We start from the raw sequence: 20129 nt of genomic DNA, 5'->3' as shown, positions 1-20129 counted from the left end.
CGAGGTAGGTGTGAAAATGATGATTAAAGTTATATATTAGTAAAAATTGTGTAAGTTAAAAAGATTGTTTTAATAGGGAGGGAATTTTATGTATATAGCATATTTTGATGAAAGTGGAGATGATGGATTTCCCAAATATTCATCAAAATTATTTGTTTTAACAAGTATTTATATGGATGTAAAAGCGTGGAAAAACAATTACAATTTATTAGTAAATTTTCGCAGACAATTAAAAATGAATTATAATTTTCCTATGAAATTAGAATTTCATACAAAAGATTTTTTAACAGATAAAAATCCTTATAGGAATTATAATTGGGATTTTTCTACAAAAAAGAATATACTTTTAGAATATTTTAAATGTATCGCTGAACTAGATATAAAAATAATTAATGTTGTTATCGTAAAACCAAATATATTAAAAAATGACTATGATGTTTTAGATGTTGCTTTCTCTTATAATATACAAAGAATTGAAAATGATTTGTGTGAAAAAGGTAATTCCAACTTTCTTATTATTACAGACGAAGGTAGAATTGGGAAAATGAGAAAGACTTCAAGGAGAATACAAAGATATAATCTTATACCTTCTAAAATTTTTCCAGGATATTATTTAAATAAAGAAATAAAACTTCTTATAGAGGATCCTTTGCCTAAAGATTCAAAGGAATCTTATTTTTTACAAGTTGCTGATTTAGTAGCTTATATAGTTTATTTATATAGTTCTAAAACATTTATAAATGATAATTGGGCAAATAGAGTAAGTAATATACTTAATATGAATGATATAATCAATTTTTTGAAAATAATTAAAGAATGTTTAAATTGTAAAGCTACCTCGGATAATGAATTTGGTATAGTAAATTATCCTAAAAATATAAAATAAAAAAACACCACCTACAATGCATTCGCACTTTCAGTGGTTCAATTTTATACTATCATTTCATATAATAAATGTCAACAGAAAATTTAATATTAATTTTAATAATTTGTAAGAATAGGGAGGTAACTTAAATGGAGAAATATTGTGTTATAGGAAATCCTGTAAATCACAGCTTATCGCCACAAATGCATAATTACTGGTTCCAACAATTTAATATCCCTGCCCAATACGGTAGAGAAGAAATTAAAGGGGAAGAGTTAAAGGACAAAATCCAATATTTAAAAGAAATCTATAAAGGGTTTAATGTTACATATCCACTTAAAGATAAAATTATTCCCTATGTAGACATCATTGATGATGTTGCTAAAGAAATTGGCAGTGTAAATACAGTAAAAAAAGAGGGAGACCAGTGGATTGGATATAACACCGATGTCTTAGGGATGATGGCAATTTTTACTGAATTAGAAAAAGATTTTTCAGGTAAATATTATATTTTAGGAAGCGGAAACATGGCTAAAACTACATTGTATGCTTTAAAAGGAAAGGAAGTTACTGTAGTTTGCCGAAATCTCGATAATGGGAATGAAATAATAAAAAAATATCCCTTGGCCCAATGTATGACCTTTACCCAATTTCAAAAATTAAATTTAAGTAATGGAGTAGTTGTTAATACTTTACCTTTAGATGTAGATATAGAGCCATTTATGGTGGGAAAAGAAGATAACATATTAGTTGATGCAAACTATAAAAAAACTCCTAAATTTCCAGTTAGCCAGTATATAAGTGGTTTAGAATTGTTGGTTTTACAGGGAATAGAATCTTTTTATATTTGGACTGGTAAAAGGCCTATTAAAGAATCAGGTTATCATGCTATCACAAAATAAAAGGAATGTTTTTTGTCATATAAAAGAGGAAAATTTAGAAAAATGTAGAATTTTATCAACTAGGAGATTAGCATCTTGGGGTGATTGGCTTGGAAATATCTACAAAGGTAAAGGACATTATTACAAAGGGATATCTCAATAATGCCAGTGATATCCACTTTCATCCTGAAAAAAGTGGATATCGATTAAAATATAGAATTGATGGTCTACTACAGAATATTGAATTTATTTCCCGGGAAGAAGGGTTACTGATAATTAGTAGTATAAAAGTTTTAGGGAAATTAGATATTTCGCAAAGACGACTACCACAAGATGGTAGTTTTAAATATAGGGTTGGAGATGATGAAATAGATATCCGTATTTCCACAGTTAATACAATAAATGGTGAAAAGATGGTACTACGACTTTTTAAAGAAAACCCTACTTTAAAAACTTTTAAAGACTTAGGAATGAACAAAAAACAACAAAAGGCCTTTGAAAAAATGTTGAACTTAAAAAGTGGAATGATATTAGTAGTTGGGCCTACCGGTAGTGGTAAAACCACCACTTTATATGCAGCTTTAAATTATTTAAAGGATAGTACAAAGAACTTTATCACAATTGAAGACCCCGTAGAATATCAGTTAGAAGATGTAACTCAAATAAATATAGATCCTAAAATAGGCTTAACTTTTCCCAATGCCCTTAGGGCAGTGCTACGGCAAGACCCTGATGGTATTTTAATTGGAGAAATAAGGGATAGAGAAACGGCGGAAATTGCAGTAAGGGCTTCCCTAACGGGTCATATTGTTTTATCAACACTCCACACAGAAAATTGTCAATCGGCAATCTTGCGTTTAGTGGATATGGGAATAGAAAGGTATTTATTAGCAGAAGGATTAAAGGGAATCGTTGCCCAAAGGCTTTTTAGATTAAAATGTCTTTGCCAAGGGAATTGTTTCTGTAATAAAACGGGATATTATAAGCGGTCAGGAATCTTTGAGATTTTACCTATCACCGAAAGTGTAAAAGCCCAAATAATTCAAGGTAAAAGACAGTTTAATTGGGACACCTACGATACTTTAAAGGAATCGGCAGAGGAAAAAGTTAAAGAAGGTTTAACGGATTTGAAAGAGATTTACCGGATTTTAGACTGACTTTAATTTATGGGGTGAGAGGGTTGAAAGGAAAAGAAATTAAAGAGTTTTTATGGGATCTATATTATCTTTTAGAAGGAAATTTACCCGTTGGACAAGCCTTAGAAATCATAACATCTAATAAAAATAACGACTTTTATAATAACTGTTTAATTAGTATTAAGGAAGGCTATAGTTTTGCCCAATCATTAGAAATAGCAGGCTTTAAAGATAGATACATTACTCAAATTTTAAAGGTTGCAGAACAGGGAAACTTTTTACCAGAGGCTTTATTAGATTTGTGTAATCTTTTGGAAGAAAAAGATACATTAAAAAGTAAAATAATACACAGTTTAATTTATCCCTTTATATTAACTTTTTTCGCTTTTTTAACTATGATTTTTACCTTTACATATGTTATTCCTTCTGTAGTCAATATATATTCCCTTTTGGGTATAGAAAAAAACATAGTAGTAAGAGTCTTTCTAAAATTTAATCTAGGTTATTTGTTGATTATCTTAACTATTGCCCTATTACTCTACAATTTTATCCTTTATAAAAGGAAAAAAATTTATAAATTGCTTTTTATGGGAAAATTATTCTTTTTTGTCGATAAGTATTTATTTTATAAAACCCTGGCTAATTTGCTACAAAGGGGTGCTCCCCTTTTTCAATCTTTAGAAATTATGAAGGAATTTCCTAGAACATCACTAGAAGGGGATTTAGATAAGTTGTCTTTTCAACTCTATTCAGGTAAACCCTTTTTTCAAGTCCTTGAAGAAACTTCCTTTGAAAATTTGACAGTTGTCAATTTCATCAAGATAGCAGAAGAAAGGGGTGATTTATCCTTAGGAATCTCAAGGGTAGAAAATTATTATAAACGTTTACTGGATAAACATCTAATATACTTTAGTAAATTATTTGAACCGCTAATAATTTCAGGTGTAGGTATAATGGTACTTATAGTAGTCTTTACCCTGCTTTTACCAATCTATCAGTTATTTCAAAGAATGTGAGGTCAATTATGGATAAAAGGGGCTTTACATTGTTAGAACTGCTAATGGTCTTAGGGATTACAACTATTATAATTTTTTTTACCCTTTCTATTTCTTTAAGTACAAGAAGGGATGAAAGGATTCTATTAGATCAATATATTCACATGATAGCCAATGATATTATTTATGCTAAGGAATATGCCATAGCCAATAATGTTACACTAGTTTTCCTTGTTGATTCTAAAAATAAAAGGTATTTGGTATATAGGGGGAATTTTATCCTTTTAGAACAAAAGCTTCCTGATGATTATGAGATTAGAGGAATTTTTGCCAATGTCCATTCAAGTTTTACCATTAGTAATTTAGGTTATGTCGATAGATTTGGCAGTATTACAATAAGCAATAAATATGGAGAAATTAGAAGGATCACTATTACTATAAAAACCGGTAGGGTAAAGGTGATGTTAGATGATTAAAGAAAATAGTGGGGGAATTTTGTTAAGTGTTTCCCTAGGTGCTTTACTTACAGCAACTTTGGCGATAATTGTAGGGAGTGCAGTTTTAGTTACATTAGGAGGAGTTAAATATAGTCAGATAGAACTAGAGGGGATAATTTACGCAAATAATTTAATTGAGGAGATAAAGAGGGAAAATCTTGAAGATTTAGAAAAAACCATCCCTTTAGCAGGATTCTTCACTAATGATGGAGAATATATTAGTGGCTGGGTAGAAGTGGAAAAAATAGAAGATTTTTATGTAATTAAAGTAGTATTAAAGTATTTTTGGGGTAATAAAGAAAGGGAGCTGGTGGTGGAGGGCTATAAGTATGGGGGAAATTAAAGGGTATACATTATTGGAAATCCTTTTAGCTGTTGGACTAATAGGTATTATCTTATTAGTACTATTAACTGCTATCTCTATAAGTTATAAGACATGGTTTGGATTGGCTGAAGAAAGTCAACAGAGTTATGGAATTAGAACTATAACAAATTTGTTTTATCGGGAAGGAAGGATGATAGATAAAAGTACAGTTAGGTTTACCAATAACGGCAATCGGGGAAGGAAATTGATTTACAAAAGGTTTAACAATTCTCAAGAATATACATTAGAAGTCAGTAATAATAACTCATTATACTGGAGAAGGGATGGAAGTGTTTATATAGTAATAGAAAACATCACATTTATGGACTTTACTTATAATGAAAAGAACTTGGTTGTAGAATTTATAATAAACTCTAAACATTACAGATTGGTGGTACCATGGTGAATCATAAAGGCAGTATTAATATTTTAATATTATCAATTCTTTTTCTTTTACTGATGAGCATAGCTGCCATCCTTTATCAATTAAACAGAATGTTAGAAGCCAATACTTTATTTTATTATCAAAACAGTGTGAGAAATTTTGCTTTAGCTTTAGAAGAAAAGTACATAATTTATGAAGAATTAGGGGTTTTTTGTGGTGAATTTAATGGCAAAAATTATTATGTTTCAAAGGAAAAACAGGGAAATAATTATAAAATTTTTATCGTTGTAGAAAATGAATGGGCTGTTTATACTATCGACCTTACATTAGATAATAAAGGTAATGTCATCAATAGATTGGAAAATGTACCGAAAGGAGAAAGGACATGTTGGTGAAGGATATCTTTAAAAAAACTTTTTTAATGGTTTCTCCGGATCAATATTTTCTAGATGTCATTAGAGAAATGTCAAATAGCAAGGAATCCTGTGCCTTTGTAGTTACAGAAGGTCAACAATTAGTAGGAATGGTAACCCACACAGTACTCCAGGATGTAGTGATTAAGGAAGGTAACTTGAGGGTAGAAGTTAAGGAAGTAATGATTCCTATAGAAAAAGTCCACTATGTTTATCCTGATACTGATTTACAAAACAGTATGAAGACCTTTGTCAAATATGGTATTAGTTATATGCCGGTACTGGAATCACCATATAATAAAAAAATTATAGGAGTTTTAAGTCATAAAGATGTAATTAAAAATTACATGAAGGAACAAGTGAAAATCCAATTAGAAAATTTTAAAGAAAAAAGGGCAAGGCAAATAATCGAATCTTTAAATGAAGGGTTGATTGTCGTAGATAGGGATTTAATTATCAGAGAATTTAACCCTGCAGCAGAAAAACTGACCGGTTTAAGGGCTGTGGATAGGATAGGTAAAAAGGCTGTTAATTTAAGTAAACAACCTTCAATTACTGAATTAGTGATAAGTACAGGGGAGCCCCGGTATGGTGTAGAAACAAAACTTCAAGATGGTAGGGTATTTTTAGTTAATTATGTTCCTTTAAAGAGAAATGGCAGTGATTTCGTTGAAGGGGTGGTACAAACCTTTAGCGATATAACTAATTTTAAAAGTTTACAGACCCAGCTTTCCAAAACAAAAGAAGAATTAGATAAAGCCTTTGCTTTAACCCTTCCTAACTCAAAGGTGGAATATAAATTAAAAACCACTCCAGAATACCGGGATGTCTATGATCCAGAAACATCTACAATTACAATTACAGAAATTATAGAAGGTGGAGGTTATCTCCATGTAGTTAACTGCCTTAAAGTTGCCGCAGATTTCAATGAGATGGGGTTAATGAAGTTAATAGGCATAGATAAAGATACTTTAGTAGAAGCTATAATATTCCACGATTTAGGCAAATCTCAACCAACTTTAAAGATAGGGGATAAAGTTTCACCAGAAGAAGTTTTTGAAGAAGGTATTTACCATGCAGCCCGGAGCGCTGATTTAGCCAGCAAATTTTATGGTAAAAGTGATGATATAGTTAATATCATCCGCTATCATCACCACTCAGAAGATATGCTTCCTAAAGAATTTCCTAGCCATTTACTTCCCCTTTTGAGAATGTTTAAGATCATCGATGGTTTATCCGCCGCCCTTACTAGGAGAAACGCCAAAGTCACCTATAAAGTTGAAGGTTCAAAGTTAACGGTATTTGAAGAAAATCAGCATCCCTTGTATAATAGGATATTAGAAGTTGATCTATATACTGGTAAAAGACAGGAAAAACCAATGGGAAGGATGGAGAAAAATGAAATTAATTAATTACAATGAAGTATTAGTTAGAGAAAAACTGGAAGAGCTTTTGAAAAATAGCAGTGTCTGTGATTGTGAACAATGTAAACTAGATATGATGGCTATTGCTTTAAATAATTTACCACCTAAATACGTAGTTTCTCAGCAAGGGGAAATTTTTTCTAAAGCTCAAGCCTTCAATGCACAAACTGCAGTGGATATCTTAGGGGCTATTACTGATGCTATGGAAAAGGTTAAAAGGAGTCCCCGCCATTAAAAGGTTAGTACTTATAGGTTTTAGTGGCAGTGGTAAAACTACTGTAGGGAAATTATTAGCCCAGACTACCTCTCTGCCCCTATATAGTATTGATCAAATGGTGGAAGATAAAGCCGGTATCAGTATCCCCGAGATATTTGAAAGATACGGAGAAGAATACTTTAGACAGTTGGAAAGTGGAATAATAAAAGAAGTGGTAGAAAAGGGGGAAGGGATAATTGACTGTGGGGGAGGAGTTGTGGAAAGGGAAAGCAATATGCAGCTCCTTAAAAGTTTCGGGGAAATAGTTTGGTTAAAATGTCCACTAGAAACCCTTTTATCTAGGTTGGAAAAAAATGATCGACCTTTATTAAAAAATAAAGATATCCTTTACATACAAGAATTTTTTGGAAGAAGGGAAGTCCTTTACCAGAGATATGGAGATATCACAGTAAATTCTGATAGAGATTTACCAAGGATAATCGCTGAACTTCTGGAAATACTAAATTTAGACTAAGTCTTTTCCTAAATCTAAGGAGAAGACTTTAATTTTTGTATTAGGAGGGGTTCAGAGATGACCTTTGGTTCCTTAGCTATAAAAAGACCGGTGGCAATTTTAATGTTAATGGCCTTTGTCTTGCTATTAGGTTTAGTATCTTTAACTAATTTACAGATGGATCTTTTGCCTAAAATTTCTCCCCCTATCTTAGGGGTAATTACCAGTTTGCCCAATGCTGCCCCTGGCGAAGTGGCAACTTTAATCACAGAACCTTTAGAGCAGGTAGTAGGTACTGCCAGTGGCCTTAAAAAAATTTCCTCTAGATCTGCTGAAGGAACTTCTATCATAATTTTGGAATTTAATTGGGGAGTAAATTTAGATGCTGTTAGAGAAGAAATTAAAGACAGATTAGAATTTCTACAACTACCCGATGATGCATCAAAACCTATGGTAGTTAAATTTGACCCTACAAGGATGCCGGTTTTACAAATAACAGTAACAGGAGAAAAACCTTTAAGGGAACTACAAAGATATGTAGAAAAGGAAGTTGCACCTAAACTAGATTCCATTCCCGGGGTAGCATCGGTGGAAGTAACAGGTGGTCCGGAAAAGGAAATCAATTTCATTATCGATGAGGAAAAATTACAAAAATACGGTTTAAACTCTAAAGTTTTGGCTGGTTTGATTAATTTAAATAATTTCAACTTACCAGCCCATAAAGTCAGTAAAGGAGATAAAATATTGCCTGTTAGGGTAATGGGGAAATTTAGAAACTTAGAAGACTTGGAAAATATTGTGGTAGGGATGGAATGGGGGGAAGTATTAATACCTATTTACTTAAAAGATGTAGTTGAAATTGAAGAAACATATGGACCTTTAGATAGTTTAAGTAGAACCAATGGATTAGATGGAATTAATATCACTATCCAAAGGGAAGGGGACAGTAATTTAGTTCAGGTAACCCAAAGGGTTTTGGAAATGATAAATAAAATGGAAAAGGCAGGGGACTACAATTTTACTGTAACTTTAAATCAAGGAGAAATAGTTCAAAAATCCATTAATGGAATAGTCCAGAACTTAATTATAGGTGCCTTTTTAGCTTTGATAATTCTTTTAGTTTTTTTAAAGAGTATATTAAGTACCATTGTTATAACCATATCTATACCCTTTTCTTTAATATCTACCTTTATTTTGATGTATTTTACAGGGTTAACATTAAACCTTATGACTTTAGGGGGATTAGCATTAGGTGTTGGTATGTTGGTAGATAATTCTATTGTGGTAATAGAGAATATTTATCGCCATCTTCAACAAGGGGAGGAATTGTCTGAGGCTACTAAGAAGGGGGTAGATGAAGTTGCAATGGCTATTACAGCTTCTACTTTCACCACTATGGTGGTATTCTTACCAGTGGTTTTTGTTGGTGGTCTAACAGGTGAATTATTCGGGGAATTAGCTTTAACTGTCAGTTTTTCCTTGTTGGCTTCCCTTTTAGTTGCTTTGACAGTAATTCCTATGCTATCTTTCCTTTTGTTAAAGTATCAGAGGAAAATTCCCCAATTTAGAGTTTGGGGAATTTACCAAGTTCTACTTTCTTATCCTATGACATATAAAGGTATTACGTTATTTTTAACAGTTGCTATTTTTATTCTAGCCTTATCCCAATATCCTAAATTAGGCCGTGAATTTATTCCGGAAATTGATGAAGGCAGTTTTATAATCAATTTAACCATGGAAGAGGGGACAAATTTAGATATAACTAATGAGGAGGCTAAAAAGATTGAAAGGATATTGGAAGAATATGAAGAGATTGAAGTTATATCAACAAGGGTAGGTTCTAGAGGGGGAATAACGGGTATACCAAGGACAGATAGGGCGGAAATTAGTGTTCTTTTAAAGGAGAGGGGTGCTACGAAAGAGTTTATTAGTAAAATTAGGGAAAATTTAACGGATATAAATGGGACTTTAACCTTTGCCCAACAAAATGAATTTAGGGATATGATGGGAAGTAGTGAATTACAGATGATTATCCATGGTCCTAACTTAGAAGGGGTTCAAAAGCTGACTGAAGATATTATGAAGGCATTAGAAAAAGTGGAAAATTTAGAAGAAATAAGGAGTAATATTGAAGGAGTTAAACCAGAGGTACAAGTACTTTTAGATCGAAACAAGCAAGCCCTTTATCAGTTAACAACTGCTTCTATAGCACAAAACATTAAAACTCAGTTGGCAGGGGAAAGGATTGGTTATCTCTATGAAGATGGTAAAAGGGTTGCAATCAAGTTGGTTTACAATAAAGAAAAAGAAGAAGGAAAGAAAGTAAGTGTGGAAGATTTTGATAACTTAAAAAACCTCCAATTAACTACTCCCATGGGGGGCAGAGTTGCTTTAGGAGAGGTAGCGGAAATAAGGGAGGCTTATGGTCCAAGGACAATTTATCGGGAAAATGGTCAAGTAACCTCTATTATCCAAGGGAAAATTACCAAAGGAGATTTAGGTACAATCCAAAAAGAGGTAGATAAAGTTATTTCTGACCTAAATTTACCAGAAGGGTATAGTACAACTTATGGAGGTGCTTCACAGTTGATGGAGGAAGGGTTTCAAGGACTGAATTTAGCCTTTATTTTAGCTTTATTTTTAGTTTACATGATAATGGCTGCCCAGTTCGAATCCCTTTTAAATCCCTTTATAATTATCTTTACTATTCCCTTTGCTGGGATTGGGGTAATAGGAGGCTTAGTCCTCACCGGTAAAGCTCTAGGGATTACAGCTTTTATCGGAATTATCGTGTTGACAGGGATAGTAGTTAATAATGGAATTGTCTTGGTAGACTATATAAATAAATTAAGGGAGCAAGGATTTAAAAAAGAGGAGGCAATAATAAAGGGAGGCTCTGTCCGTTTAAGACCTATTTTAATGACAGCTCTAACAACTATTTTAGCCCTTATACCTTTAGCACTAGGGCTAGGTGATGGGGCAGAGATGCAAGCTCCTATGGCTATAGTGGTAATTGGTGGTTTATTAATTTCCACCTTTCTTACCCTATTTGTCCTTCCTGTTATTTATTACTATCTATCAACAAAAGATAAATTTTAAAAAATTACAACATTTTCCTCTTCTACCTATTTATTTTTTTCTTAGTTACTGCTAAAATTATATCATGATATATACGGTACTTAAGTCCTATGGGAGAAAGGGAGAGAGAGATGAAAAGGAAAAGACTTGGGGATTTATTGGTAGAAAACGGGATAATAACAGGGGAACAGTTATCAGAAGCTCTAAATTATCAAAAACAAAATGGTAAGAGATTAGGGGATGCCTTAGTCCAGTTAGGCCTTCTTACCTATGACCAACTTATAGAGGTTTTGGAATTTCAGTTAGGAATCCCCCATGTAAATTTATATAAATTTGCTTTAGATGAAAAAGTTATTAACTTAATAAATGCTGATACGGCAAAAAGGTTTTCAGTAGTACCCCTAAAATTACAAGGAAATAGGTTGACTTTAGCTATGGTCGACCCCTTAGATGTGGTGGCTATCGATGAAATATCCAGAACAACTGGCTTTGAAATTGAACCGGTAATAGCTACCCCCGACGAAATCCAAAGGGCAATAGACCATCATTATGGAATTAAAGAATCGGTAGATAAAGTTATTAAAAACCTAGAAGAAAACAAAGATATTGAAAAGGACATGGAAGCAATAGAAAAATTAAAGGAAATGGTCGATGATGCTCCCATTGTCCGGGTAGTTAACTCCATCATTGAACAAGCTATCAGAGATGGAGCTAGTGATATTCACATCGAACCTGCCAAAGATAAGTTAGTCATCAGGTTTAGAATAGATGGAATACTCCACGATATTATGAAATCCCCAAAACATACCCATGCAGTTATTGTCTCTAGGTTAAAGATTATGGCCAATATGGATATCGCAGAAAGAAGGCTTCCTCAAGACAATCGCTTTCAAACAACTATTAACGGTAGAGAAGTAGATGTCAGGGTTTCTACTTTACCAACCATTTATGGAGAAAAAATGGTTTTGAGGATCCTAGACACCTCTTCTTTAATTTTAGATATAAATAAATTGGGGATGGAGGAAGGGAACTTTACTAAATTTAAAGAGATAATAGCTAAACCTAATGGTATATTTTTAGTTACTGGACCAACGGGCTGTGGAAAAACTACTACCCTTTACTCTCTTCTTAGCCATTTCAATTCCCGGGAAAAAAATATTGTTACTATAGAAGATCCGGTGGAGTATCGCCTAGAAGGAATAAATCAAGTTAATGTAATGCCTAAAATAGGTCTCAATTTTGCAGAAGGACTCCGTTCTATTTTGAGACAAGATCCGGATATTGTCATGGTAGGGGAAATAAGGGATAAAGAAACCGCTGAAATTGCTATAAGGGCTGCCCTAACTGGCCATATGGTACTTTCTACCCTCCATACCAATGACGCCCCAGGAGCGCTGAACCGCTTAGTAGATATGGGGTTACCACCATTTTTAGTGGCTTCGGCAATCAATGGAGTAATGGCTCAGCGTTTAGTTAGAAAAATCTGTTCTTCTTGTAGGGGAACTGGTTGCGGTCAATGTAACAATACAGGATATAAAGGTAGGGCTGCTATCCATGAAGTTTTAGTATTAGATGATGAAATCAGAAAAGGGGTAATGGCAGGGGCTAGTAGTAAACAACTAAAGGATTTAGCTATAAGTAAAGGGATGATAACCCTTTATCAGGATGGTCTAGTCAAAGTTAAACAAGGGGTAACCACAGAAGAGGAAGTACTGAAGGTTGCCTATGGGGAGGATTTTTAATGATCTTTAAAATTTTTACCAATGCTGCAAAATTTGAAGCATCGGATATTCATCTAACTATCAATAGCCCTGTTATTTATAGAATAAATGGAAAACTTCATATTGTAAGTCCAGAACTTTTAACCCCTGAAGTTTTGGAAGAATATGCTACTACTTTATTAGAAAAATCTGGGTATAAAGGGGATTTAAAAAACTTTACTGAAAGGGATTTTTCCTTTGAACTTCCCGGTGTTAATCGCTTTAGGGTCAATGTCTTTAAACAAAGGGGTTATTTTTCTATAGTTGCTAGAATTATCCCTAATACTATTCCATCTTGGAGGACCTTAGGTCTTCCTGATTCTATACTAAGTTTCACTAAACTGAAAAAAGGTTTGGTGTTGGTTACAGGACCGACGGGAAGTGGTAAATCTACTACATTAGCTGCCCTTTTAGATATTATCAACACTGAAAAGCCTTGCCATATAATTACCTTAGAAGATCCTATAGAGTTTATCCATAGCAATAAAAGGGCCATTGTTAATCAGAGGGAGATCGGTAAAGATACCTCTAGTTTTAATGAAGGGTTAAAGGCAGCTATGAGGCAAGACCCCGATGTGATTTTAGTTGGTGAAATGCGGGATTTTGAAACAATTCAAACTGCTATTACTGCTGCTGAGACAGGGCATTTGGTTTTTGCTACTTTACATACAGTAAGTGCCGCTAAAACAATCGATAGGATAATCGATGTTTTTCCAGGAACACAACAAAATCAAATTAGAACTCAACTGGCAGAAACTTTACAAGGGGTAGTAGCCCAACAACTTCTACCCACTATAGATGGTAAGAGGACGGTGGCAGTAGAGGTGTTGAAAGCCAATACTGCAGTACAGAATTTAATTAGGGAAAATAAAACTTATCAATTGAATTCAGTTATTGAAACGGGGTCTAAATTGGGGATGATTTCTATGGAACAATCATTAAAGAATTTAAAAATTGCCGGTATAATCAGTGAAGAAACCTTTAGAGAATACTGTGAAGTTAGTAGGTGATCGATGTGCAGTTTCAATATATAGCTAAAAACTTAGCGGGGGAAACTGTTAAAGGGCAAATTGAGGCAGAAGATCAAAAAAGAGCTTTATATTTACTTAGGGAACAAAAACTCTACGTCTTACACTTAAAGAGGGCGAGGATACAAAGGAGTATTACTTTTGTAAGAAAAAATGTTTCCCCTAAGGATTTATCATTATTGTGTAATCAATTATCGACAATGGTAAAAGCAGGTATTACTATAACTAAAGCTTTAGATATTATTTCAGAGCAAACAACTAATAAAGTTTTAAAAACTGCTTTAATAGATATTGTAAAAGAATTAGAAAATGGTTCAACTTTAACAGAAAGTGTAAAAAAACAGTATATTTTCCCCCAAATTTTTATAAGTTTAGTTGAAGCCGGGGAAACAGGGGGAGTATTGGATGAAGTGTTAAAACGGCTGGCCCTTTATTTTGAAGGAGAAAGGGAACTAAAGGAAAAGGTTAAATCAGCATTTACTTATCCAGGGTTTATTGCGGGATTTTCTTTAATAGCAATGGTTTTAATGTTGATTTTTATTGTTCCAAACTTTGTGGCAATGTTTGAGGATTTAGGAGCTGGAGATAAACTTCCTAAAATAACGATGATGTTAATCAATTTATCGGAATTTGTATCAAAAAATATCATATTATTATTAATAGTTGTTTTTGCTATTTATACTGGTATTAATTTCTTATTAAAGAAAGAGCAAGTGAGGCTTTGGTGGGATTATAAGAAAACTCAAATTCCTTTATTTGGAAACCTTCTGAAAAAAATTGCTGTAGCTAGGTTTTGTAGAACCTTAGGTGTGTTAACCAAGAGTAATACTGGTATTGTGACTTCATTGCAATTGGTGGCAAAGGCTGTAGAAAACACTTATTTTGGTGAAGAAATCCTTGATGCTTTAGTTGGTATTCAAGAAGGTGGCACTTTATCCCAAGAGTTTAGTAGGAGTAAGTTTATAGATCCACTAACCCATCAAATGTTATCCGTTGGAGAGGAAACAGGGAATTTAGATGAAATGCTAGAAAAGATAGGAGTTTTTTATGAAGAAGATGTTAAATATTCAACCCAGAGAATAGCTTCTTTAATCGAACCGATAATGATTGTTTTTGTCGCTTTGATGGTAGGGTTAATAGTTATTGCAATGTTGTTGCCAATGTTTGATATTATGCAACATATGTAAAAAAAGGGGGGTTTTTTTTGAGAGAAAATTACCTTGGTTTAGATATCGGTAGTGGTTTAATAAAAATTGCTTATAAAGATTTAGTATATGAATTGGAGACTCCTGAAAATACCATTGAAAATGGAGAAATAATTAACCTTTCTAATTTAGTTAAAGTCCTTAGTAGTTTTGTTTTAGAAAAAAAGTTAAAGGGAAGACCAACGGTAGTAAGTTATAACGGACCTAGTGTTTTTGTTAAAGAAATGACTTTGCCAGCAATGTCAGAAAAAGAGGTTAGGGAGTTTTTAAAATTAGAAGGGGAAGATATAATGCCCTTTCCTAAAGGTGAAGGAATTTTTGACTTTATTCAGTTAGATAAAAGAGCAACTAAAACAGAAATTTTATTTATAGCCCTTAAAAGAAGTGATATTTTGCCATATGTTAAAGGGGTAAATGATTCGGGATTAAAATTAGTAGCAATAGATTTACCTTCTATAGCTTTAGGAAGGGAACTACTAGAAGGGAAAGATTCTGGATATCAGTTAATAATAGATGTAGGTAAAGTGACAACTAAAATACATATTTATCGAAATGGAATCTTCAATTTCACTAGAACTATTAAAATTGGCGGAGAAGACTATGATAGAATAATCGCTGCCTCTTTAGGAATTTCACCAAAGGAAGCTTCTGTAGAAAGGATAAATAATAATATTGAACCGATGTTATTTAAAGGAATTAATTACGATTTTCAAAGGGAATTAGAACGTTCTTTAGATTATTATAGATATCGCTTTGGTAATCAAGATGATGTCAATTTTCATTCAGTTTATTTAATAGGTGGTAACAATAATATTTATGGTTTAAAGGAGATATTGAAAGATTTAACCGATATAAAACCTGAAGTTATCCAAGAAAGGACGGTTATAGCCAAAGGGCTTACTAAATGGAGGGATACTAAATGAATAATATAAATTTATTGCCAGTTGAATATCGCCCAAAACCTTCATTTAGTCCCCAAAGTTTTTTTAAGTTGTTTTTACCGGTTCTTTTAGTCTTTATCCTTTTGCTATGGGTGTTGTCTGTAAGTATAGATATATGGGAAACTAAAGCCTTAATAAGGGAAAAAGAAGGGAATATAGAGATTTTACAAAAGAAACTAGCTTCAGTAGATACTGAATTAAATAGTTTATTAGTTATAGAAAACCTAGTAAAAAACATTGAACAATTAGAGGAAAGTTCTGTAAACTTTACCTATATTTTAGATACTTTAGAGGAGGCTACGCCGGTAGGAGTTGAGTTGACATCATTTAACATCAGAGAAATGGTTATTAGTATTCAAGCTGAAGGGGAAAATCTATCAGTTATTTCTACATTCCTCGATAATTTATATAATTGGGAGTTTGGCGGGAGACCAGCTTTATCAGGTTTAAACTACTCTAATGATAAATATTTCTTTAGTGTCCAAATTGAAGGATGGAGGGTAAGCCCATGAAAGAGATCTTGAACAAATTAAATGAAAGGGAAAAAAAGATGTTACTGATCTTATTTTCTCTAATTGTCGTATATGTTCTCTATAATTATGTTATAACGGCTACCCTTAACAAAAGAGAAGAGTATCAAAGCAAATTAGAAACTTTGGAGATGAAAGAAAGTAATTTAAACCTTCATTTAGTCCGTTACAATTCCTTAAAAACAAATTATGGGGATTATCAGCTAGAAGATTTAAGGAAAAGATTACCGGAAGAAGGTTATATACCGGAAGTTCTTTTGTGGATAGAGAATATTTTCCAAGCTAATGGAATAGATGAACCTAATATTCAGATGCAAATAGTCAACGGTCAGCCTAGTTATTTACAGTTAAATTTAACATTTAGAGGTGACTATAACTCTGTTTATAATTTACTACAAGGGATTGAGGGAAATGAAAGGATTGTTCAGATAGAAAATTATAATTTTAGTGGTGACAAAAACTTAGGTTCTGTAAATTTGACATTAAGAGTTTACGGAGAGAAGTTTTACTAGGGGAGGAAAAATGTATAATCTATTCTTATTTTTATTAGGAACTTGTATAGGAAGTTTTCTAAATGTTTGTATCTATAGGATACCTGAAGGGCAGTCAATTATTTATCCCCCTTCCAGTTGTCCTAACTGTAAAAAAAGGATTCCCATCCTTTACCTAATACCTGTTATAGGTTATTTCTTGACCAAGGGTAGCTGTTTTAATTGTGGAGAAAAAATATCGCCAATTTACCCTTTAATAGAGCTTTTAGGAGGTATTTTAGCCTTAATAACCTTTAATTTTTCGACAAGTTGGATTGAAGGTATTATCTACTATAATTTGTTTATGGTATTAGTTGCAATAACTGTAATAGATCTCCGGACAATGACAATTCCGGATCTATTCAATATATACCTTATCCTAGCCTATTTCCCTTATCTGTTATACAAAGGTCTTTATAGCCATTTCCTTTCTGCAATACTGTTCTTTACTGCTTTTTTCCTAATAGCAGTAGTTTCAAAAGGGGGTATGGGGGGAGGTGACATCAAGCTAGCCTTTACATTAGGACTTTATTTAGGTATAGCTAAAGGGATTGTAGCAGTTTTACTAGCCTTCTTTATAGGAGGAGTAATAGGAACCTTTCTTTTACTTAAAGGAGAAAGTAGAAAAAAAGCAATACCCTTTGGTCCCTATTTGTCTTTAGGTACAATAGTCGCATACTTTTTAGGAGAAAGACTCATTTTCTTATACTTTTCATTTTTCTAAAAAATTATTAAGCCCAGCAGGATTTTAGGGAAATAGGTCGAAAGTATTAATAGGAGAAAAGAAAAAACAAAAGGAGGAAGAGTAAAATGTTAAGATTTTTTTACAAACACTTAAACAACAAAAAAGGTTTTACTTTAATGGAGCTAATTATCGTAATCGCTATTATCGGAATTTTAGCTCTAATCGCAGTTCCTAGGTTAACTGGTTTCACTGATAGGGCTAAGGTAAGAGCCGATGAAGCTACTGCAAAAAGTATCGAAAATGCAATTAAGCTATTGGCAGCTAGTGAGAATATTTCGTTAAGTGAGTTTGTTGGGAAGACTATAGAATTTGATGGTAATGATGCTAAATGGGGGAGTACAGGAGCACCTAAGGATAGAGAAAATAATGATATAGGTATATCTGAACTTGAAAAACTCGTAGAACTAAATGAACCACAACAAACAGGTAAAACACATTGGGAAATAATAGGTCTTGATGATGACGGTAATACTGTTACAAATGCAAATCAAGCTGTAAACATTAAAGTTGAAGTACGTCCAGCACAATAACCAAACACCTTAGGGAAGGGCAAACCTTCCCTAAAATTAAATGTGCTTATCATTATTGGTAAGTAGATTTAATTTTAGAAGGGATGTGATTTAGATGGATCTTTTAAAGGATAAAGGGGCGGCATTGCCTTTGGTTATTATAGCGGTGCTGGTGATAGCAATTATCTCTTTATCTATATATAATATAACCTCCAACAATATTATGATGGTAAAATATCAAGAAAATTATTTAAAAGCCCATTACCTAGCCCGGTCGGGAATAGAAATTGCTTATGAGGCTTTATGGGCTGACAATGGTCAGTTGTTGGAAAACTTAGACAATCTAGGTAAATTAGGACCAGAGACCATAGAATTAGCCGATGGTAAAGTGGTAGTAGAAGTATGGCAAATAAAGAGGGGTAACAGGGATTGGGTTGTAATTCAGGGGATAGGTAGTTATAAAAATACCGGGATAGAAAATAAAGTTATACTGGAGTTTGAAAAAGAGAATCCGGAAAATCAGCGATGGATAAATTAAGGGGGTGAAAGGTGTGAAAAATAAAGGATTTACCCTAATTGAACTTATCCTAGCAATAGGGATTTTCAGTTTAGTCTTATTAATGGCTTACCCGGCGATAAACTTTACTTTAAAATCTCAAAATTTAGTCTTAGATGAATTTAACTTACAATCAGATATGAGAAGGGCTGCACAATTAGTAAATAGTCAAGTTAGAAATGCAACAGCTATCTTTACCTTAAAGGAAGAAAATTTTAATCATAATGATTTAAGGGAAGGTTGGAGTTATTTTACTGTAGGAGAAGATCGGAGCGAAATAGTCCATTACCTTTGGGCAAAGGATAGCACCACAGGTAGATACAAACATTTTAAAATTCCAGTTGTTGAAAAAAAGGATAATATAATCTACAACCTCTATTTTCGAAAAGAGGAAGGGGAAGGGAATTTAATAAACTTTACATTAGAGGGATATTTACAAAATAATCCAAAACAAAAAGTAGTTATAAATACCCAATTAGAAGCCTTAAATTCTTTGCAGGTAGTAGATAGAGGTGATGATTTTTCCTTTGCTACCGTTATAGCATATCGTGACGATGAGCGACCAACACCGGAAATTAATATAATTGAAGAAACCACAGATTTGGTAGCTATCACTATGGTCCTTGATGTCTCTGGAAGTATGGCTTGGGATATGTGGGGTAGAAATGCCAATTATCCTAACAGGCGGATAGACATTTTAAAAGAAGAAGCAAAAAAACTGATTGAAAATTTCTCTACAATGGAAAACCTTTATATTAGTTTAATTCCCTTCTCAACCTCAGCAAATAATCCAGGGAATTTCTACCGTCCAGCAGATCCTCAGCAAAAACAAATCCTTATAAATCAAATAAATGGATTAATTGCCTTTGGTGGAACTAATACAGGAGACGGAATGAGAAGGGCTTATTATCAGTTAAAGAACTTTAACCATCTAAATACTGGCAGGAATATTAGTAATTACATGATTTTACTGGTTGATGGTAATCCCACTTTTTCCAGTGTAATACCTCAAAATGATTCCGTTAGAATTAGACAGTGGCCTGGTTATAACAATTATTGGTCTACCCGTACCCAAAATTTCCAAAACCCTAACCATTTTCTTTTAGCTGATGGCAATGTTGACGAAAATGTCTTTTTACGGGTAACTAATAGTAGAAGTCGGTCTGGAGGTCAAATATATGTAAGATCTACCAGTAATTTTAGTAATAATCATAGTTTTACTGACTCCCCAGGTTGGGTAAGTGAGCCACTTTGGAACATTGTTCCATTTCAAATATATGGTAATCAAATAATAGGGACTGGGATGTTAGAACCAGAAATTAATGTAGATAACAACATGAAATATGTAGAACATGTTGCAGAAAATTTAATAGTCAATGGTGGTTTAGATATAGAAACCTTTGTAATAGGTTTTTCCGCAGTAAGAAATGAAATTGATAGGTCAAAAAGGATTGCAGAGCTATGTGGTGGCAGTTATTATGAAGCCGGTGATGCTATAGAATTAGAGGTCGTTTTTGAAGAAATTATCAATATTATTATCAGGGAACAATGGCATATCTTTGGCCCTTAGATGGAGG

Annotated in this window: 22 protein-coding genes; all 22 read left to right on the top strand. The window is 33.1% G+C overall.

Features of this window, described 5'->3' with window-relative positions:
• Window positions 1–88: 88 nt before the first annotated feature.
• Complete coding sequence (locus BMX60_RS00750; RefSeq protein ID WP_091347944.1) at window positions 89–886, top strand: DUF3800 domain-containing protein; 798 nt, start codon at window positions 89–91, stop codon at window positions 884–886.
• 128 nt (window positions 887–1014) lie between these two features.
• A complete protein-coding gene (locus BMX60_RS00745; RefSeq protein WP_091347941.1) occupies window positions 1015–1767 on the top strand; it encodes a shikimate dehydrogenase family protein in 753 nt (250 codons plus the stop codon).
• Between the two features lie 89 nt (window positions 1768–1856).
• Entirely contained in the window at window positions 1857–2903 is a 1047-nt protein-coding gene (locus BMX60_RS00740) for a GspE/PulE family protein (protein WP_177159626.1), read from the top strand.
• 23 nt (window positions 2904–2926) lie between these two features.
• Window positions 2927–3898 (top strand): type II secretion system F family protein, encoded by a 972-nt coding sequence (locus BMX60_RS00735; protein WP_143055880.1) that lies wholly within the window; start codon window positions 2927–2929, stop codon window positions 3896–3898.
• 8 nt (window positions 3899–3906) lie between these two features.
• The gene (locus BMX60_RS00730) at window positions 3907–4353 is read left to right on the top strand and encodes a prepilin-type N-terminal cleavage/methylation domain-containing protein (RefSeq protein ID WP_091347934.1); all 447 of its coding nucleotides are present in this window, start codon (window positions 3907–3909) and stop codon (window positions 4351–4353) included.
• Window positions 4346–4717: a hypothetical protein gene (locus tag BMX60_RS00725; RefSeq protein WP_091347932.1), complete on the top strand. Its 372-nt coding sequence runs from the start codon at window positions 4346–4348 to the stop codon at window positions 4715–4717. Before BMX60_RS00730 ends, BMX60_RS00725 begins: the two co-directional genes overlap by 8 nt.
• Window positions 4704–5144, top strand: coding sequence for a prepilin-type N-terminal cleavage/methylation domain-containing protein (locus BMX60_RS00720; protein WP_091347930.1), 441 nt, complete (start codon window positions 4704–4706; stop codon window positions 5142–5144). Before BMX60_RS00725 ends, BMX60_RS00720 begins: the two co-directional genes overlap by 14 nt.
• A complete protein-coding gene (locus tag BMX60_RS00715; protein WP_091347927.1) occupies window positions 5141–5518 on the top strand; it encodes a hypothetical protein in 378 nt (125 codons plus the stop codon). The genes BMX60_RS00720 and BMX60_RS00715 overlap by 4 nt, the downstream gene beginning before the upstream one ends.
• Window positions 5509–6948, top strand: coding sequence for a CBS domain-containing protein (locus BMX60_RS00710; protein WP_091347924.1), 1440 nt, complete (start codon window positions 5509–5511; stop codon window positions 6946–6948). The genes BMX60_RS00715 and BMX60_RS00710 overlap by 10 nt, the downstream gene beginning before the upstream one ends.
• Window positions 6935–7195, top strand: a complete 261-nt coding sequence (locus BMX60_RS00705) for a late competence development ComFB family protein (RefSeq protein WP_091347921.1) — start codon at window positions 6935–6937, stop codon at window positions 7193–7195. Before BMX60_RS00710 ends, BMX60_RS00705 begins: the two co-directional genes overlap by 14 nt.
• Window positions 7158–7691, top strand: coding sequence for a shikimate kinase (locus tag BMX60_RS00700; protein ID WP_091347918.1), 534 nt, complete (start codon window positions 7158–7160; stop codon window positions 7689–7691). Before BMX60_RS00705 ends, BMX60_RS00700 begins: the two co-directional genes overlap by 38 nt.
• A 57-nt stretch (window positions 7692–7748) precedes the next feature.
• Window positions 7749–10769 (top strand): efflux RND transporter permease subunit, encoded by a 3021-nt coding sequence (locus BMX60_RS00695; protein WP_091347915.1) that lies wholly within the window; start codon window positions 7749–7751, stop codon window positions 10767–10769.
• A gap of 110 nt (window positions 10770–10879) precedes the next feature.
• Window positions 10880–12490, top strand: coding sequence for a GspE/PulE family protein (locus BMX60_RS00690; RefSeq protein ID WP_091347912.1), 1611 nt, complete (start codon window positions 10880–10882; stop codon window positions 12488–12490).
• Window positions 12490–13518: a type IV pilus twitching motility protein PilT gene (locus BMX60_RS00685; RefSeq protein WP_091347909.1), complete on the top strand. Its 1029-nt coding sequence runs from the start codon at window positions 12490–12492 to the stop codon at window positions 13516–13518. Before BMX60_RS00690 ends, BMX60_RS00685 begins: the two co-directional genes overlap by 1 nt.
• A 5-nt stretch (window positions 13519–13523) precedes the next feature.
• Window positions 13524–14723 carry a type II secretion system F family protein gene (locus BMX60_RS00680; RefSeq protein WP_091347905.1) on the top strand — a complete coding sequence of 400 codons (1200 nt, stop codon included), beginning with the start codon at window positions 13524–13526 and terminating at the stop codon, window positions 14721–14723.
• A 17-nt stretch (window positions 14724–14740) separates the two neighbouring features.
• Entirely contained in the window at window positions 14741–15664 is a 924-nt protein-coding gene (pilM, locus tag BMX60_RS00675; RefSeq protein WP_091347903.1) for a pilus assembly protein PilM, read from the top strand.
• The gene (locus tag BMX60_RS00670; RefSeq protein ID WP_091347900.1) at window positions 15661–16194 is read left to right on the top strand and encodes a PilN domain-containing protein; all 534 of its coding nucleotides are present in this window, start codon (window positions 15661–15663) and stop codon (window positions 16192–16194) included. Before pilM ends, BMX60_RS00670 begins: the two co-directional genes overlap by 4 nt.
• Entirely contained in the window at window positions 16191–16724 is a 534-nt protein-coding gene (gene pilO / locus BMX60_RS00665) for a type 4a pilus biogenesis protein PilO (protein ID WP_177159625.1), read from the top strand. The genes BMX60_RS00670 and pilO overlap by 4 nt, the downstream gene beginning before the upstream one ends.
• 10 nt (window positions 16725–16734) lie before the next feature.
• Window positions 16735–17466, top strand: coding sequence for a prepilin peptidase (locus BMX60_RS00660; RefSeq protein WP_091347894.1), 732 nt, complete (start codon window positions 16735–16737; stop codon window positions 17464–17466).
• 86 nt (window positions 17467–17552) lie between these two features.
• Window positions 17553–18017, top strand: coding sequence for a prepilin-type N-terminal cleavage/methylation domain-containing protein (locus BMX60_RS00655; protein ID WP_091347891.1), 465 nt, complete (start codon window positions 17553–17555; stop codon window positions 18015–18017).
• A gap of 94 nt (window positions 18018–18111) precedes the next feature.
• Window positions 18112–18534: a hypothetical protein gene (locus BMX60_RS00650; RefSeq protein WP_091347888.1), complete on the top strand. Its 423-nt coding sequence runs from the start codon at window positions 18112–18114 to the stop codon at window positions 18532–18534.
• 13 nt (window positions 18535–18547) lie between these two features.
• Complete coding sequence (locus BMX60_RS00645; protein WP_143055879.1) at window positions 18548–20122, top strand: VWA domain-containing protein; 1575 nt, start codon at window positions 18548–18550, stop codon at window positions 20120–20122.
• Window positions 20123–20129: the final 7 nt, after the last annotated feature.

It is taken from the genome of Anaerobranca gottschalkii DSM 13577 (assembly GCF_900111575.1).
In the GTDB taxonomy this organism is placed as follows: domain Bacteria; phylum Bacillota; class Proteinivoracia; order Proteinivoracales; family Proteinivoracaceae; genus Anaerobranca; species Anaerobranca gottschalkii.
This window is presented reverse-complemented; position numbering and strand designations above follow the sequence as displayed.

Excerpts from the sequence above, each read along its gene's own strand:
- BMX60_RS00725 (WP_091347932.1), top strand. The coding sequence starts at position 4,346 with ATGATTAAAGAAAATAGTGGGGGAATTTTGTTAAGTGTTTCCCTAGGT.
- BMX60_RS00660 (WP_091347894.1), top strand. The coding sequence starts at position 16,735 with ATGTATAATCTATTCTTATTTTTATTAGGAACTTGTATAGGAAGTTTT.
- BMX60_RS00750 (WP_091347944.1), top strand. The coding sequence starts at position 89 with ATGTATATAGCATATTTTGATGAAAGTGGAGATGATGGATTTCCCAAA.
- BMX60_RS00670 (WP_091347900.1), top strand. The coding sequence starts at position 15,661 with ATGAATAATATAAATTTATTGCCAGTTGAATATCGCCCAAAACCTTCA.
- BMX60_RS00685 (WP_091347909.1), top strand. The coding sequence starts at position 12,490 with ATGATCTTTAAAATTTTTACCAATGCTGCAAAATTTGAAGCATCGGAT.
- BMX60_RS00700 (WP_091347918.1), top strand. The coding sequence starts at position 7,158 with ATGCTATGGAAAAGGTTAAAAGGAGTCCCCGCCATTAAAAGGTTAGTA.
- BMX60_RS00730 (WP_091347934.1), top strand. The coding sequence starts at position 3,907 with ATGGATAAAAGGGGCTTTACATTGTTAGAACTGCTAATGGTCTTAGGG.
- BMX60_RS00655 (WP_091347891.1), top strand. The coding sequence starts at position 17,553 with ATGTTAAGATTTTTTTACAAACACTTAAACAACAAAAAAGGTTTTACT.
- BMX60_RS00650 (WP_091347888.1), top strand. The coding sequence starts at position 18,112 with ATGGATCTTTTAAAGGATAAAGGGGCGGCATTGCCTTTGGTTATTATA.
- pilO (WP_177159625.1), top strand. The coding sequence starts at position 16,191 with ATGAAAGAGATCTTGAACAAATTAAATGAAAGGGAAAAAAAGATGTTA.
- BMX60_RS00745 (WP_091347941.1), top strand. The coding sequence starts at position 1,015 with ATGGAGAAATATTGTGTTATAGGAAATCCTGTAAATCACAGCTTATCG.
- BMX60_RS00695 (WP_091347915.1), top strand. The coding sequence starts at position 7,749 with ATGACCTTTGGTTCCTTAGCTATAAAAAGACCGGTGGCAATTTTAATG.
- BMX60_RS00690 (WP_091347912.1), top strand. The coding sequence starts at position 10,880 with ATGAAAAGGAAAAGACTTGGGGATTTATTGGTAGAAAACGGGATAATA.
- BMX60_RS00720 (WP_091347930.1), top strand. The coding sequence starts at position 4,704 with ATGGGGGAAATTAAAGGGTATACATTATTGGAAATCCTTTTAGCTGTT.
- BMX60_RS00705 (WP_091347921.1), top strand. The coding sequence starts at position 6,935 with ATGAAATTAATTAATTACAATGAAGTATTAGTTAGAGAAAAACTGGAA.
- BMX60_RS00710 (WP_091347924.1), top strand. The coding sequence starts at position 5,509 with ATGTTGGTGAAGGATATCTTTAAAAAAACTTTTTTAATGGTTTCTCCG.